Consider the following 14,592-nt stretch of genomic DNA (forward strand, 5'->3'; position numbering starts at 1 on the left):
GGGTTCGCCCGCCGTCCGCCGCGTTGCGCGGCGTGGTGACGAGCAAGGCGGCCTGGCCGTTCGGCCGAGTGTTCGCGTGCGGACGAAGTACCGTACGATCGCAACTGTCCGGTAGCGAAGCGGCCCGTCGGATGACGTCCGCCGCTTCGCGTACCGCTTGCCTGCGACCACGCGTTCCCTGCCCGACCGACACATCACGATGACCGTCTCCGAATTGCTCCGCGCCATCCGCCGACCCTATGCCGATCTGCTCGCGAAAGCGGCCACGCAACCGGCGGTCGTCGTCGAACCGGCCTACCGGCGGGACGACGGCACGCTGGCCACCGAAGGTCCGCTCGCGCTGCCGTGCCGCGCCGATACCATCGCCGCCGAAGGCGAATCGGTCGGCGAGCCCGCGATGGTCGACTCGGCCACGCAACTGGATTTCGAGCCGTTCGCGTTCGAGCTCGAAACGGCGGCCGTGTCGATCCGCCCGTTCGTCTGGGACTGGGCCGCGGTCGAAGCCAACGGTCTCGACGAAACCGCTGCCAACGACGCCTTCAAGACGTGGTTCCTCGCGTGGTTCGACGGGGACGACGAGAACACGCCAGCCGAGGATGGATTGCACGGCATCGTTCACTACCTGTCGGAACCGGTTCGCACGGAACAGGGCTGGCGCATCCACGCGGATCTCGGTTCCGCGCCGGAGACGGCCGTCGAGGATCTGCTGTTCCGGCTCGTCGATGCCGGCGCGACGCGGATCAGTGTCGGTTGACATGCATCTTCATCATTCACGCACCGTCATGAAAACCATCCTGTCGTCGCACGTGATGCGCCCGTTGATCCGAAGCGCGTGTGCGCTGATCGCGCTGCACGCGAGCTTTGCCCATGCCGCGCCGCGCACCGTCTATGAAGGAACGCTGCAAGGCGCCGGGCCCGTCGTGATGGAACTCGACGATCGCCCGGCCGCGGACGGCTCGATCACGGGCCGCTATTTCTATGCGCAGTTCGGCGTCGATATTCCGCTGCGAGGCAAGCCCGCGCAACTGGTCGAGCCGCTCGTGCGTTCGCAATTGCCGGACGATGTGCGCAGCGCGTCGAAATACAGCGGGCAGCCCGATTTCGATCACAGGGCGGCCACCTGGCAGGGCACGCGGGACAAAGATGGCTATCGCGGCCGTTGGATCGATGCGCGCTCGGGCAAGACGCGGCCCTTCGCGTTGCGCCGCGTGGCTGCATACGATCCCGACGCGGTTGCACCCGGCCCCGTCGAAGCGATTGGCGCGCTCGTGGCGGGCGGTATCGGCAGCGGCGTCGCGCGCAGTGAGGACATCGACATGCAGCACGCGCCTTATGCCACATTGAAGCTTGCCGGGCACGCGCAGCCGGTCGGCTCCGAAGTGGGCGACGGTACGGTTGCGTACCGAATGTGGCGCGACCCGCGCACGGTGCTCGCGTATCCGCGCCTGAGCCGCCATCCCGACCCGGCCGTGATGGCGCGGACCAATCGTCTGCTCGAACAGCGGCACTGGCAAATGAATCTCGCTGCGCTCGAATGCGCGTCGACGCGCTATACCGACGACGGGCCGGCCGCCGGAACGCTGGGCAGCTACGACGACGAGAGCGTGACGGTCACGTGGCTGTCGCGGGCGGCGCTGGGGATCGTGGAAGCCGGCAGCACGTACTGCGGCGGCGCGCACCCGGACAATCACTACGATCCGGTCACGTTCGACCTGCTGCGCGGCACGTATCTCGACTGGAATCGCGTGATCGACGCGGCTGCGCCGGCCGAAGACCATGAATCGGCAACGAGCGCCGCGCTGGCGAAGTTCATTGCGCGGCTGCGCGACGGAACCTCACCGGGCACACAATCGACGGACGGCGAAGGCGATTCGCTATCGTGCGCCGACGTGTTCCCGCAATATCTGGCATTCGAACTCGATGCGCCCGGGAAGCTGTCGTTCGTCGTATCCGGGATCGGTCACGCAATGGGCGCCTGCCTCGGGCCTCAGCTCGACGCGCCTTTTGCCGCGCTCGCGCCGATCCTGAGACCGGGCGGTGCGCGTTACCTCGTCCCGGGCGTCAAGCTGAAGTAACGCGGCGGTGCGCACGCTCCGCCGTCATGGCATCGGCAGACGATCAGCCCGCGTCGCCCGGCGCGTCTGCGTCGATGCCGAGTTCGCTCGCCATCCGCTGAACCAGCGCATTCAGTCGCGCCACTTCGTCCGCCAGGCGCTTCTGCTCGGCCTTCAGCGCTTCGAATTCGGAAGGCGGCACCGAATCCGCGCCGCCTGCATCCGCGCTCGCGAAGTCGGCCATGTTCACTTCGCCGCACATCAGGTGCATCCAGCGGTTCTCGCGCGCGCCCGGTGCACGCGGCAGGCGGACGACGAGCGGCTGCGCGCGCGCGGCGAGTTCGTCGAGGAACGCCTCGACCGACGAGATATCCGCGAAGCCGTGCAGGCGCGCGCTGTTCAGGCGCAACTCCGCGGCCGTCTGCGGGCCGCGCAGCAGCAGGATCGTCAGCAGCGCGATCGCCTGGCTCGGGATGCCGAGCACGCGGTTCATGTTGTGCTCGAAACGCGGCACGCGGCTGCTGCTGCCCTCCATCACGAGGCTCAGGTGCTTCAGCCCGTCGAGCGCGGTCGTGACTTCGTCCTCGCTCACGTTCATCACGGGCGAGCGCGCGGTTTTCTGGTTGCAGCCGGCGGTCAGCGCGTTCAGCGACAGCGGATAGGTATCCGGCACCGTGTGCTGTTTCTCGACGAGCACGCCGAGAATGCGGGCCTCGAGGGGCGTGAGTTCGCGAAGGGCGCGGGGCGTGGGCGTATCCGGCGTGGTGTTCATGGGTGGCGTCGCAGCGTGCAGCAGGTGAAGGGAACGGTCGCGGCCCGCGCGGCATCGCGCACGGGCGAGGCATATGATAGCTCGCGACGCGTGTCCCGGCGCCGCTCGCCGCCCCCGCGTGCGCGCGTGCCGCAGCGGGCTTTCGTCCGACGTGGCGGTGCGCCCGATGGCACGCGGCGCCACGCGGCGATGCATGCGCGCGCCGCACCGCCGATTCATCGTCCACGCGCGCCCGGGGCGTTTGCGCGATGCGCATGCCGGCGCTACGATATGCGTTCATCCCGATACTCGCGGCGCCGCGCGCGACCGTCTTCGCACGCCACACCACGCATGACTCGCCGAACGCGCCGCCGCCGTGCCGCGCGCCGCTCGTCACTCCTGCTCATCCCCTCACCGGTTCACCACCATGACTGCATCTTCTTCCGCACACGTGCGCGCCATCGTCACCGGACACACACGCGGCGTCGGCGCAGCGCTCGCCGAACAACTGCTGCAGGAAGGCATCGTCGTGCTCGGCGTGTCGCGCAGCCGTCATCCGTCGCTCGCGTCGCAAGCCGGCGACCGCTTCGCCGAAGTCGAACTCGATCTGTCGGACACGACGGCCGTCGCCACCTGGCTGGCCGGCGACACGCTGCGCGGCTTCGTCGACGGCGCGTCGCTCGTGCTGCTGTTCAACAACGCGGGCATCGTCGATCCGATCGGCCCGCTCGCCGCGCAGGACCCGACGATCGTCGCCCGCGCGGTCGGGCTGAACGTCGCCGCGCCGCTGATGCTGTCGGCCGCGCTCGTGCAAGCCGCAACGGCCTCGACCGAATGCCGGATCGTGCATCTGTCGAGCGGCGCGGCCCGCAACGCGTATGCGGGCTGGAGCGTCTACTGCGCGACCAAGGCCGCGCTCGATCACCATGCGCGCGCCGTCGCGCTCGATGCGAACGGCGCGCTGCGCATCTGCAGCGTCGCGCCGGGCGTCGTCGATACCGGCATGCAGGCCACGATCCGCGCGACCGGCGAAGATCGCTTCCCGATGCGCGGGAAATTCGACCAGTTGAAGTCGAGCGGTGCGCTCGCCACGCCCGAAGCGACCGCCCGACAACTGATCGGCTATGCGTTGAGCGACGCATTCGGTGCCGAGCCGACGGCCGACGTGCGCAACCTGCCGACGAAGTAAGCGCCGGACGCGGCCCATCATCCTTCGAGCCGCTTCGTCCAGTCTTCGACCTGCCGCTCCGTGCGGCGCCTGTCGAGCATCTTGCGCCAGCCGGGCGGCAGCAACGGCACGTCGCACAGCGCATCGAGCGCCGCCATGTCGAGCGTGCGCCGATACAGCACGTCGAGCACCGCCGACAGCGGCCATTGCGGGTAGCGGCGCTCATGCAGCGCCAGCACATCGCCCGGTGCGACCCAGCCTTCCTGCAGCACGCGGTAATACCAGCCGGTCCGGCCGCTTTGCTGCACGAGCGCCGCCATGCGCGGATGATCGAAGCGCGCGTTGAGCTTCCAGCACGGCTGTCGCGACTGCGAGACCTGAAGCACCGAGCCGCCCAGCGTGAACACGTCGCCGAGACACACGTCGTGCTCGGTGATGCCGCGCGTCGACAGGTTCTCGCCGAACGCACCCGGCCGGGCGAGCACGTCGCGCGCGCCAATCTGCGCGGCCCACCACGCATAGTGATCGTGCGCATAGTGGTGGACGGCCTTGTCGGGGCCGCCGTGATGCCGCGTATCGGCCTGCGCGTCGCCGGCAAACCCGAGCGCGCCCAGCCACAGACGCGCCTCCGTCGGCTGCTTGTCGATCGCGCTCGCGTACGGTGTGCCGGCAAGCGGCCGGCTCGCGCCGATCCGCACCGCGCCGATGGCGACCGCGATCGCCGGCCGTGCGTCGTCGCTCATCCCGCCACACCGTCCGGCAGCGTCGCGAGCAGGCGCTCGAGCTCGCGCGTGCGTGCCTCGCCGAGCGGCAGCAGCGGCCGTCTCGGTTCGCCCGCGTCGAAGCCGCGCAGCCTCAGCCCGGCCTTCACGGTCACCGGCAACCCGCCGTTGACGATGAACTGCAGCAACGGCAACTGCGCGTGAAAGACCGATCTGGCGCGCGCGAGATCGCCTGCGCGCATCGCATCGAACAACGCGAGCGGCAACGCGGCATTCAGGTTCGGCGCAGCCGTGCACCATCCGGCCGCGCCGGCGGCCAGCGCGGCAAGCGCCATCGGATTGCTGCCGTTGTAGAACGGGATCGTCCCGTCGCTCAATTGCGCGAGCCGATGCATCCGGCCGATGTCGCCGGTGCTTTCCTTGACCATCGTCACGTTGTCGACGGCCCGGCAGATCGTCACGATCAGGTCGGGCGACATGTCGACGCCGCTCGTCGCCGGGTTGTTGTACAGCATGACCGGGATGCCGATTGCGTCGCCGATCGCGCGATAGTGCGCGACGATCTCGTCGTTGCCGAGCTTCCAGTACGACACCGGCAGCACCATCACCGCATCGGCGCCGGCCTGTTCGGCGAAGCGGGCACGGCGCACCGCGCCCGCCGTGGTGAGATCGGAAATCCCGACGACGGTCGGCACGCGCCGGCGCACCGCGTCAATCGACGCGGCGGCGACGGCCTCCCATTCGGCGTCGGACAGGTACGCGCTTTCGCCGGTGCTGCCCAACGGCGCGATCGCGTGAACGCCGTCGGCGATCAGGCGTTCGATCAGCGCGTCGAGCGCTTTGAGATCGACGCCGCCGTCGGCGGAGAACGGCGTGACCGGGTAGGCAATGATGCCTTTCAGCAGGATGGACACGATAGGTATTCCTCAATGATGATCTGACGGAGTTGAAGCGATGCACCGATTCACGCGACGCAATCCCGATGCGTACGCAACGCGCGGCGCGCGTAGTAGTCGAACGTCACCGCATCGCGTTTCGGCTTCGAGATCCAGTCGTGCGCTTCACGCGCCAGCGCCGGCGGTACCGGCCTGATCTCGCCGGCCGACATCGCGAGCAGTTGCAGCTTCGCCGCGCGCTCGATCAGCAGCGCGAGGATGCAGGCCTCCTCGATCGTCTTGCCGACCACGAGCTGGCCGTGATGCGCGAGCAGGATCGCGCGCTTGTCGCCCAGCGCCTTCGAGATGATCTCGCCCTCCTCGTTGCCGACCGGCACGCCCGGCCAGTCCTTCAGGAACGCGCAATCGTCGTACAGCGGGCAGGTGTCCATGTGCGACACCACGAGCGGCTGCTCGAGCATCGACAGCGCCGCGACATGCGCCGGGTGCGTGTGGATGATGCAGTTCACGTCCGGGCGCTCGCGATAGATCCACGTATGGAACCGGTTGGCCGGGTTCGGAATGCCTTCGCCGTCGACGACGTCGAGATCCTCGTTGACGCGCAGCAGGTTCGCGGCCGAGATCTCGTCGAAGCCGAGCCCGAGCCGCTGCGTGTAGTACGTGCCGGCCGCGTCCGCGCGGCAGGTGATCTGCCCGGCCAGACCCGAGTCGTGGCCCGCGTCGAACAAGATCCGGCACGTGAGCGCGAGCTTTTGCCGCGCGGACCAGCCGCTGTCGCCCACCTCGTTTTCGAGCCGCCGCTCCGCCAGCGCGACCAGCGCTTCCTTCGTCAAATTCAGCGTTTCCGCCATGTTCGCCTCCTGAATGAACCGGGCCTGCCGCGCCGCTCGCGACCGTCTCCCGGGGTGTCCCACGCGATACGCATGACACACGATACACCGAATGACACATTGTGTCATGCGTTACAATCGGTTTTTCGAAGGACACCTGGCGCACCATGACGATTCGCCTGAAACTGCTGAGAAAACAGAAGGGCTGGACGCTCGACGTGCTGGCCGACGAAACCGGTCTCACGAAGAGCTACCTGTCGAAGGTCGAACGCGGCCTGAGCATGCCGTCGATCGCGGTCGCGCTGAAGCTGTCGAAGGCGCTGAACGTCGACGTCGAGCAACTGTTCTCGGAAAGCCGCAACCGCGAACTGATCACGGTCACGCGCGCCGGCGAGCGCACCGCGATGGGCGCGGCGGCCGACAGCCATGCGCACCGCTTCGAGAGCATCGCGGCCGGCGTCGCACCGAAGAAGATGCTGCCGTTCGTCGTGCATCCGCCGCACGAATTCCTCGCGTCGACGTTCCGCGAGCACGAAGGCGAGGAATTCCTGTTCGTGCACAAGGGCCGCGTCGAAATCGAATTTCCGAACGAGACGGTGCAACTCAGGGCCGGCGATTCAGTCTATTTCAACGCGCTCATCCCGCACCGCACGCGCAGCCTCGGCACCGCGCAGGCGGAGATCCTGGTCATCGTCAGCCACGACGACTAGCCTCGTCCCTTCTTCGCGCAAGGATCTTCCGATGGTCACCAAGGCCACCGCACCGTTCCAGCAGATCAAGACGCTCGTTCGCCAGAACGTCGAGTCCGGCGACTGGCGCCCCGGCGACCGCATTCCGTCCGAGCTCGATCTCGCCGCGCAGTTCGGCGTCGCGCGCATGACGGTCAACCGCGCGCTGCGCGAGCTGACCGAGGAAGGCGTGCTCAAGCGCATCGCGGGCGTCGGAACCTTCGTCGCCGAGGTGAAGCCGCAGTCGAACCTGCTGATGATCGCGCATATCCGCGACGAGATTCGCGCGCGCGGCCACGAGTACCGCTGCCGCGTGCTCAGCCAGTCGCGCGAGCCCGCGTCGTTCGACGTCGCGGCCGCGTTCGGCCTGCCGGTCAACACGCCGGTCTTTCACGTGGTGTGCGTGCACGAGGAAAACGGCCGCCCGATCCAGCTCGAGGACCGCTACGTGAACCCGGCCGCCGCGCCCGGCTTCATCGATCAGGATTTCCAGACCGAGCCGCCGTCCGAGTATCTGTACAACAACGTGTCGCACGACGAACTGGAAATCGAGCACGTCGTCGACGCATCGCTGCCGACCGGCGAACAGGCGCGGCTGCTCGACATGCGCGCCGACGAGCCGTGCCTCACGCTCACGCGCCGCACGTGGACGGACGGGCTGCCCGTCACGTTCGTGCACTTCCTGCATCCGGGCAACCGCTACCGGCTCGGGTCGCGCTTCAAGCCGGGCGCGGGGCGCCACCCGACCTGATCGCTTGTCGCACGCCCCAGACGCACGGCGGCCGTTTCGTCACGAAACGGCCGCCGCGTTCGTTATCTACACTGCTCCGATCGCACCCACCTGCCCCGCGTCGCGCGACCACACGACCGGAAACAACGGGTGATCGAGCGGCGCGCCGGCGGCCAGTTGCGCCGCGAGCCCCGGGAAATCGGGCGAGGTTTTCCAGCGGCGCGGCGCGTGACGGATGTCGTCGCCGACGAAGCGCAGTGAAAACGCGCGCCGGCGGTTCTGCGTGCCGCCCGACGCATGCAGCGTGAGCATCCGGAAGCACACCATGTCGCCGGGTTCGAGCGCCCAGCGGCGGATCGGAAAGGCGGCGCGATCGGCTTCGATGTCGGGCAGGTCGGCGAGGCTGCCTTCCGGGAACCACTTCGCCTCCTTGTCCATGAACGTGCGCGGCATCAGCCACGGGCCGCGGTGCGAGCCGGCGACGAATTCCAGCGTCGATTCGAGCGGCACCGGGTCGACCGGAATCCACATGCTGACGTTGTCGTCGCCTTCGATGTTGTAGTACGGCTGATCCTGATGCCACGGCGTGCGCTGCCGCGTGCCGGGCTCCTTCACGAGCAGGTGGTCGTGATGCAGCCGCACGGTGTCCGTGCCCATCAGCGCGGCGGCGACAGACGGGGCCGGCGAGCGCGCGATGAAGTCGCGATACGCGTCGTTGTGCTGCCAGTTGCAGAAATCCTCGAAGAACCAGCCCGGATCGTCGGGCCGGCTCGCGACTTTCGCGCGTTCGCTCGGCTGCGCGAGGTTCGCGTCGATGCCAGCCCGCAGCGCAGCCACTTCGTCGGGGGAAAAGATGCCTTTGATGCAGACCGCGCCTTCCTCGCGGAACGCGGCGATCAGTTCGGGCGTCACGGCTTGCGCGACGCGATCCGGGATACTCGTCATGGTGTGCCTGTCGGTCGAATGAGTGGCGGGGTCACTGTGCCGAAGTCAGTTGCCTTGCGCCGTAGGTGTCGACACGAGCGGCGCGAACGCCGGCGCGGTAACGAGGAGCGTTGCGGTGCGGGTCATGGCGTGTCCTTGAAAGTCTCGACGCGGCGGGCGACGCCGGCGTCCGGTGGAGGCGCTGCGACGGGATGCCGGCGCTGGGCGCGAAAGACGGGGGCTTCGATGAAACTGCGATGCAGTCTAGACTGCTAAATTTTCGAGCGCAAGCGGGGAAGAACGGGGCGAAGCGAACCGAGGGCAAGCAGCGACCGGAGTGGTAGGACGGCGCTCGATCCACAGCGCCAATGCCGGGATATTCGGGTGTTTACCCTGTACCGCGCACGCTCGTCACGGAGATGGCCTTTTCGGATATCCGTGGCGCGGCGATGTCGATACGAATGATCGGCGCGAAGGGGGTTCAGCGCGGTATTGACGCCGCGCCCTATACCGCCTGGCAGGCCGCTTGGTACGGCCGCAGCGTATTGCGCCTTTCGGCGTGGGCGACGACTACTTGATCAACTGCATTCCGGCGACCTTCGAGGCCGTCACGTCGAATGTAGCCGTATATTCGCACTCGGCTGCGAACCCCGAGCGCTCAATCAGACAATCCGAGAAGTCCGCCTTCGCGGACGCCGCGAAAACACGAAGCGCCTTTCGCACCGTATCGGCACCTTCCACCATGAGTTCCTTCGTGCCGATCATCGAGTCGATGATGTCCTTCATCTGCTCGCGCTCGACGCCGTAGCAGCGCCCGAGCACCCACACGACCTCGACCAAGGCGACCTGTGAAACATACCCCGGCCGCTCAGCCGACAGGGACTCCATCAGCGCCGTCGCCTTCTTCGATTGCACGACATCGTCCTGAGCGAAGTAGCGGACCAGCACGTTCGTATCCAGTCCGATCATCGCCCGGATGCTCCCTGCTCGGCGATGGCCCGATTCATGTCCTCGATCGATACCGGTTTCGCGGGCTTCTTCACGATTCCTTTGAGCGACGCAAGCGAGTGCGTGGCCGGAATGAGTTCATACCGGCCCGTTGCCTCGTTGAAGCTGAATTCAATCCGGTCTCCAGACTTCAAACCAAGCTGATTGCGCACGTCCACGGGAATCGTGACCTGCCCCTTTGAAGTGATCGTTGCTGCCGTCATGATGGCACCTCCTTGACTCCTTACTTTACGGTAAGGAAAGTCGCAAAGCAAGGGCCGTGCTGCCGCCTGTCCGCGCGCCGCGCTCGAGCAGCATCCGCCCTTCGCCCGCGTCGCCGCGGTCGGCCGCGCTGCGCATTCGGCCTTCCAGCGCGCCGCCGGCGGCGGCCACCGCCGACGTGAGCGCGGTCAATGCAAACGAGCCGATGATCGCGATCCGTTTGAACAACATCCGGTTTCCTCCTGGCGTGCCGGCGCTCGCCGACGCGCGGCCGATACGACGGGTCGAGCGCCCCGAGAACGCCGCGAAATACCGCGCCCAGGTCGGGCGAAACCGCGATTGCCCGCGCCGTCCGGTCATGTTAAAAGTCGTCGCACGCATTTGGAAATGAAATGCTCTTATCCATATAAGTGCAGAAATGAATAGACCCCTGTTCGACATCGATCTGCTGCGCGCGCTCGTGATGGTCGCCGATTGCGGCAGTTTCACGACGGCGTCCGCACGGCTGCATTCGACGCAGTCGACGGTCAGCCAGAAGGTGCGCCGGCTCGAGGAAATTGCCGGCCACCGCCTGCTCGACCGCGGCACGCGCGACGTGCGGCCGACCGACGCGGGCGTGACGGTGCTCAGCTACGCGCGGCGCATGCTCGCGCTGAACGACGAGATGCTGGAAGCGCTGTCGGGCGCGACGGTCGCGCTGACGATCCGGCTCGGCGTGCCCGACGATTTCGCGGCGGGCCGCACGACGCACGCGCTCGCGGCGTTCAGGCGCGAGCATCCGCAGGTCAAGCTCGAAGTGACGTGCGGGCTGAGCCGCGACATCAGCGCCGCGTACGATCGCGGGGAACTCGACCTCGTGCTGATCAAGCAGCGGCGCGACAGCCGCGAGGCCGTCGTGCGCTGGCCGGAGAAGCTGCGCTGGATCGACAGCGCGAAGCATCCGTCGATCGATCTCGACCCGGTACCGCTCGTCGTGTTCCCGCCGCGCGGGCTCTATCGCGACGACATGATCAAGGCGATCGAGGAGCGCGGCCGCCGCTGGCGGATCAGCTTCACGACGTCGAGCCTGAGCGGCATCCAGGCGGCCGTCGCGGACGGGCTCGGCATCAGCGTGCTGCCCGCGCGCGTCGTGACGGACGAGCATGTGGTGCTGACCGCGAAGCAGGGCTTCGCGCCGATCGAGCACATGGACATCGCGATCCTGCACCGGCCGACGGCCGACCCGATGGTCGGCGCGCTGACGAAGACGCTCGCGAAGATGCTGGAACTCGAAGGACGCTAGGGTCTGTTTACATCCGGAACGCCCATGCGAATGCCCGAAATCGCTCGTCCCCAAGGGGACTTCCTTGCGGGGCGCAGGCAAGGAGGAAGGAGCGCCGTTTGGCCGAGCCAAACAAGTGACGCGCGACGCCGCCATGCGGGCGATTTCGGGCATTCCCCTGGAATGATTTTTGAATTTGGGGTGGCCACGAGAATGGCCCCTGGGCAACGCGGATCGCGTCAGAACATCGTGTTGCCGTTCGCTGCCTGCTCGGGCACCGGCTGGTTGACGTCCCAGTGTTCGACGATCTTGCCGTGCTCGAGCCGGAAGATGTCGATGATCGCGCTGCCGCGCGTGCCGGGTTCGCGCACCGCGTGCACGTGCAGGATCACGTAATCGCCGTCGACGAACGCGCGCTTGATCTCGCTGTGCGACTGCGGATATGTGTCGCGCAGAAAGGCGACGAACTTGCGGAAACCGTCGCGGCCGTCGGCCGCGTTCGGATTGTGCTGCACGTAGCAATCGCCGACGTACGCGAGCGCGGCGTCCGCGTCCTTCTCGTTCAGCCCTTTCTCGTAGAACGCGAGCACCGCGCGCCGGTTGGCTTCCTGCTGCGCGTCGGCCGGGCCGGCCGCCACCGCATGCGCGGCGCTCACGGCGAACAGGGCCGCCGCCATCCATCGTGCGGCCCGTGCCGCGGTCGTGCGTCGCATCGTCATCTCCCGAAATCCGGCCGAAAGCCCGATCATACCGGCGCGACGCGGCGCTCAGACCAGCGCGCCGTCGCGCGCGACGACCTTCCCGGACGATACGACGAGGCGCCGCACCGGCCGCGCGACGACGGCCTGGGCGAACGTCAGCGCATCGACGAGCACGACGTCCGCGCGATTGCCCGGCTGCAGCCCGTAATCCGCGAAGCCGCAGCCGCGTGCCGCGCCGTGTGTCACGCAGTCGAGCGCGACTTCGAGCGCATCGTCGCGGCGGAAATCGTTGCGCATGCCGATCAGCATCGCGCGTTCGAGCATGTCGGGCGAACCGTACGGCGTCCACGTATCGCGCACGCCGTCGTTGCCGCCGATCACGGTCACGCCCGCCGCACGGCACGCGGCCACCGGCGGCACCGGCACCGCCGCCGGCGCGGTCGTGACGATCGCGACGCCGAGCGCCGCCATCCGCGCGAGCAGCGCATCGCGCTCGCGTTCGGCGATATCGCCAAGGCAAAAGCCATGGCTGATCACGACCTTCCCGTGCATCCCGTGCGCGGCCGTGCGCTGCAGGATCAGGTCGAGCGAGTACGCGCCCATCGAGCCGCGCTCGTGCAGATGGATATCGAGCCCGCGGCCGTGGCGCGCGGCGATCGCGAACAGCACGTCCACCGCCTCCACCGGATCGCCTTCGATCGCGCACGGATCGAGCCCGCCGAGCAGGTCCGCGCCGGCGTCGAGTGCGTCGGACAGCAGCGCATCGGTGCCCGGCCGCTGGAGCACGCCCGATTGCGGAAACGCGACGATCTGGATCTCGACCTGCCCGCGCAGCGTCTCGCGCGTCGCGAGCACGCCGTGCAGATGGCGCAGCCCGGCTTCGGTATCGACGTCGACGTGCGTGCGGATGCGCGTCGTGCCGGCCGCGAGAAACGCGCGCGCCAGCGCCAGCGAGGCGGCGCCCGCGTCGTGGCCGCTCGTCGCGCGATAGTGGCGCTCGTTCTCGATGCGATCGACGAGGCGCGGCCCGACCTGGTTGCGATACCACGGCATCCCCCAGTGGGTCTTGTCGAGGTGCGTGTGGCCTTCGACGAGGCCGGGCAGCGCCAACGCGAGCGCGCCGTCCTCGATCGCGCAGCCGGCGGGCGCGTCGAGCGACGGACCGACGCGCGCGATACGATCGCCTTCGATCAGGATATCGACCGCGGCGTCGGCGCGCGTGCGCACATTGCGGATCAGCAGGTTCGTCATGTCGGCTCCGGTCGGGTCGGTCGGTGCAAGGCGGACACGGCGGGTGCCGCGCCGCCGGTCGGGCCGGTCAATGCGCGAAGCGCAGCGACGGCGTGAGCGGTGCGCCCGTATCGCTTTCGCCGCGGCGGAATACCCAGCGTTCGGCCGGCACGCCCGCGACGGCCGCCGCCGCATTCGGCGCGCGCACCGCGACGAAGCTCGCGTCGCAGCCGACCGCGATTCCGTAGTTCTCCTTGCCGATCACGCGAGCGCCGGCGTGTGTCGCCATGTCGAGCGCGATGCCGAGCGCTTCGTCGGTGTAGAAACCGGAGCGGTAGCCGACCATCATCGCGCGCTGCAGCATGTCGCCGTTGCCGTACGGCCACCACGCGTCGCGGATGTTGTCGTTGCCTGCGAACACGTGCACGCCCGCGTCGCGCAGCCGTCGCACCGGCGGGAACGCGCAGTCGCCCGGCGCATTCGTCAGGATCGACACGCCGGCTTCGGCCAGTGCCGCGGCGGTGCGCTGCACGTCGTCGTCGCTCACCTGGCCGAGCGCGTACGCATGGCTCACGTTCACGCGCCCGCCGAGCCCGGCTGCGCGCGTGCGCGCCGCGATCCGCAGCAGTTGCGCGATGCCCGTTTCGCCCGGCTCGTGCAGATGGATGTCGATCTTCGCGCCGCGCTTCTCGGCGATGCCGAACACGATGTCGAGCTGGCCGTCCGCGTCGCCGTCGAGCGTCGTCGGGTCGATCCCGCCGACCACGTCCGCGCCTTCGCGCACGGCTGCGTCGAGTATCTCGGCAGTGCCCGGGCACGTGATCACGCCGGCCTGCGGAAACGCGACCAGTTCGATGTCGACGACGCCGCGCCATCGTTCGCGCGCGGCCATCACGGCGTGCAGGTTCGACAGGCCGGTCGTCGCATCGACGTCAACGTGGCTGCGCATCGCGATCGTGCCGAACGCGGCGGCCTGCGCGATCAGCGCGTTCGCACGCTCGACGATCGGCGGCGCGGCCGCGAGCTGGCGCTTCTCGACCGCGAGCCGCTCGCGCAGCGAGCCGACCGGTTCGTGCGGCACCCAGCGATCGCCGACGAAGCTCTTGTCGAGATGGATATGGCCGTCGACGAAACCGGGCAGCACGACGCGGCCGTCGAGGTCGATCGTCTGCGCGCCGGGCGCGGCGGCGCAATCGGCGCCGATCGCGGCGAAGCGGCCGTCACGGACGACGAAGTTGACGGGCTGGCCGCCGGCGTCGACGGCGTTGAGGAAGAGTCGTTCGGTCATGGCTTGATAGGTGGAGCGGTCGCGGCGCGACACCGGCGCGGACAGGGGGAGGAACCGCGGCCGGCGCGGCGCGACCGTTGGCAAGGAATCCGGCCACGAT

Annotated in this window: 17 protein-coding genes; 6 read left to right on the plus strand and 11 right to left on the minus strand. The window is 68.3% G+C overall.

Going from position 1 to position 14,592, the window contains the following annotated elements:
• Window positions 1–199: 199 nt before the first annotated feature.
• Together LGM42_RS09370 and LGM42_RS09375 are read left to right on the plus strand one after the other, a co-directional pair.
• Entirely contained in the window at window positions 200–754 is a 555-nt protein-coding gene (locus LGM42_RS09370; RefSeq protein WP_226232073.1) for a hypothetical protein, read from the plus strand.
• A 55-nt stretch (window positions 755–809) separates the two neighbouring features.
• Window positions 810–2,075: a hypothetical protein gene (locus LGM42_RS09375; RefSeq protein WP_226232226.1), complete on the plus strand. Its 1,266-nt coding sequence runs from the start codon at window positions 810–812 to the stop codon at window positions 2,073–2,075.
• A gap of 43 nt (window positions 2,076–2,118) precedes the next feature.
• On the opposite strand, the gene LGM42_RS09380 is transcribed toward LGM42_RS09375, so the two are convergent.
• On the minus strand, window positions 2,119–2,826 hold the full coding sequence (locus LGM42_RS09380; RefSeq protein ID WP_059644423.1) for a YceH family protein: 708 nt from the start codon (window positions 2,824–2,826) through the stop codon (window positions 2,119–2,121).
• 406 nt (window positions 2,827–3,232) lie between these two features.
• Between LGM42_RS09380 and LGM42_RS09385 the strand changes: the two genes are divergently transcribed.
• Window positions 3,233–3,994, plus strand: coding sequence for an SDR family oxidoreductase (locus LGM42_RS09385; RefSeq protein ID WP_226232074.1), 762 nt, complete (start codon window positions 3,233–3,235; stop codon window positions 3,992–3,994).
• A 17-nt stretch (window positions 3,995–4,011) separates the two neighbouring features.
• Here the strand turns inward: LGM42_RS09385 and LGM42_RS09390 are convergent, their stop codons facing one another.
• Genes LGM42_RS09390 through LGM42_RS09400 form a run of 3 tightly spaced genes read right to left on the minus strand, consistent with a single transcriptional unit; the run spans window position 4,012 to window position 6,442 of the window.
• Entirely contained in the window at window positions 4,012–4,716 is a 705-nt protein-coding gene (locus LGM42_RS09390) for an MOSC domain-containing protein (protein ID WP_226232075.1), read from the minus strand.
• Window positions 4,713–5,609 (minus strand): dihydrodipicolinate synthase family protein, encoded by an 897-nt coding sequence (locus LGM42_RS09395; RefSeq protein WP_060317785.1) that lies wholly within the window; start codon window positions 5,607–5,609, stop codon window positions 4,713–4,715. Before LGM42_RS09395 ends, LGM42_RS09390 begins: the two co-directional genes overlap by 4 nt.
• Before the next feature lie 50 nt (window positions 5,610–5,659).
• The gene (locus LGM42_RS09400; RefSeq protein ID WP_059644435.1) at window positions 5,660–6,442 is read right to left on the minus strand and encodes an aldolase; all 783 of its coding nucleotides are present in this window, start codon (window positions 6,440–6,442) and stop codon (window positions 5,660–5,662) included.
• A 146-nt stretch (window positions 6,443–6,588) separates the two neighbouring features.
• On the opposite strand from LGM42_RS09400, the gene LGM42_RS09405 reads away from it, so the two are divergent.
• Complete coding sequence (locus LGM42_RS09405; RefSeq protein WP_060317781.1) at window positions 6,589–7,131, plus strand: helix-turn-helix domain-containing protein; 543 nt, start codon at window positions 6,589–6,591, stop codon at window positions 7,129–7,131.
• A gap of 31 nt (window positions 7,132–7,162) precedes the next feature.
• The gene (gene hutC / locus LGM42_RS09410; protein ID WP_059581643.1) at window positions 7,163–7,900 is read left to right on the plus strand and encodes a histidine utilization repressor; all 738 of its coding nucleotides are present in this window, start codon (window positions 7,163–7,165) and stop codon (window positions 7,898–7,900) included.
• 66 nt (window positions 7,901–7,966) lie between these two features.
• On the opposite strand, the gene LGM42_RS09415 is transcribed toward hutC, so the two are convergent.
• The 4 genes from LGM42_RS09415 to LGM42_RS09430 all read right to left on the minus strand — a co-directional run bounded on the left by LGM42_RS09415 (window position 7,967) and on the right by LGM42_RS09430 (window position 10,243).
• Entirely contained in the window at window positions 7,967–8,824 is an 858-nt protein-coding gene (locus LGM42_RS09415; protein WP_060317778.1) for a phytanoyl-CoA dioxygenase family protein, read from the minus strand.
• 549 nt (window positions 8,825–9,373) lie between these two features.
• Complete coding sequence (locus LGM42_RS09420) at window positions 9,374–9,772, minus strand: PIN domain-containing protein (RefSeq protein ID WP_060317775.1); 399 nt, start codon at window positions 9,770–9,772, stop codon at window positions 9,374–9,376.
• Window positions 9,769–10,014: an AbrB/MazE/SpoVT family DNA-binding domain-containing protein gene (locus tag LGM42_RS09425; protein WP_060317772.1), complete on the minus strand. Its 246-nt coding sequence runs from the start codon at window positions 10,012–10,014 to the stop codon at window positions 9,769–9,771. The genes LGM42_RS09420 and LGM42_RS09425 overlap by 4 nt, the downstream gene beginning before the upstream one ends.
• A 25-nt stretch (window positions 10,015–10,039) precedes the next feature.
• The gene (locus LGM42_RS09430) at window positions 10,040–10,243 is read right to left on the minus strand and encodes a hypothetical protein (protein ID WP_226232076.1); all 204 of its coding nucleotides are present in this window, start codon (window positions 10,241–10,243) and stop codon (window positions 10,040–10,042) included.
• Window positions 10,244–10,430: 187 nt separating this feature from the next.
• Here LGM42_RS09430 and LGM42_RS09435 point away from each other — a divergent pair, with 187 nt between their 5' ends.
• Window positions 10,431–11,294: a LysR family transcriptional regulator gene (locus tag LGM42_RS09435; protein WP_226232077.1), complete on the plus strand. Its 864-nt coding sequence runs from the start codon at window positions 10,431–10,433 to the stop codon at window positions 11,292–11,294.
• Between the two features lie 218 nt (window positions 11,295–11,512).
• Here LGM42_RS09435 and LGM42_RS09440 read toward each other — a convergent pair whose 3' ends face one another.
• The 3 genes from LGM42_RS09440 to LGM42_RS09450 form a co-directional block, all read right to left on the minus strand.
• Window positions 11,513–11,986 carry a nuclear transport factor 2 family protein gene (locus tag LGM42_RS09440; RefSeq protein WP_060317937.1) on the minus strand — a complete coding sequence of 158 codons (474 nt, stop codon included), beginning with the start codon at window positions 11,984–11,986 and terminating at the stop codon, window positions 11,513–11,515.
• A gap of 54 nt (window positions 11,987–12,040) precedes the next feature.
• Entirely contained in the window at window positions 12,041–13,225 is a 1,185-nt protein-coding gene (locus LGM42_RS09445) for an amidohydrolase family protein (RefSeq protein WP_226232078.1), read from the minus strand.
• Between the two features lie 67 nt (window positions 13,226–13,292).
• Window positions 13,293–14,492: an amidohydrolase family protein gene (locus tag LGM42_RS09450; RefSeq protein WP_226232079.1), complete on the minus strand. Its 1,200-nt coding sequence runs from the start codon at window positions 14,490–14,492 to the stop codon at window positions 13,293–13,295.
• Window positions 14,493–14,592: the final 100 nt, after the last annotated feature.

Origin of the sequence: Burkholderia sp. AU39826, assembly GCF_020419965.1 — a bacterium.
Taxonomy (GTDB): domain Bacteria; phylum Pseudomonadota; class Gammaproteobacteria; order Burkholderiales; family Burkholderiaceae; genus Burkholderia; species Burkholderia semiarida.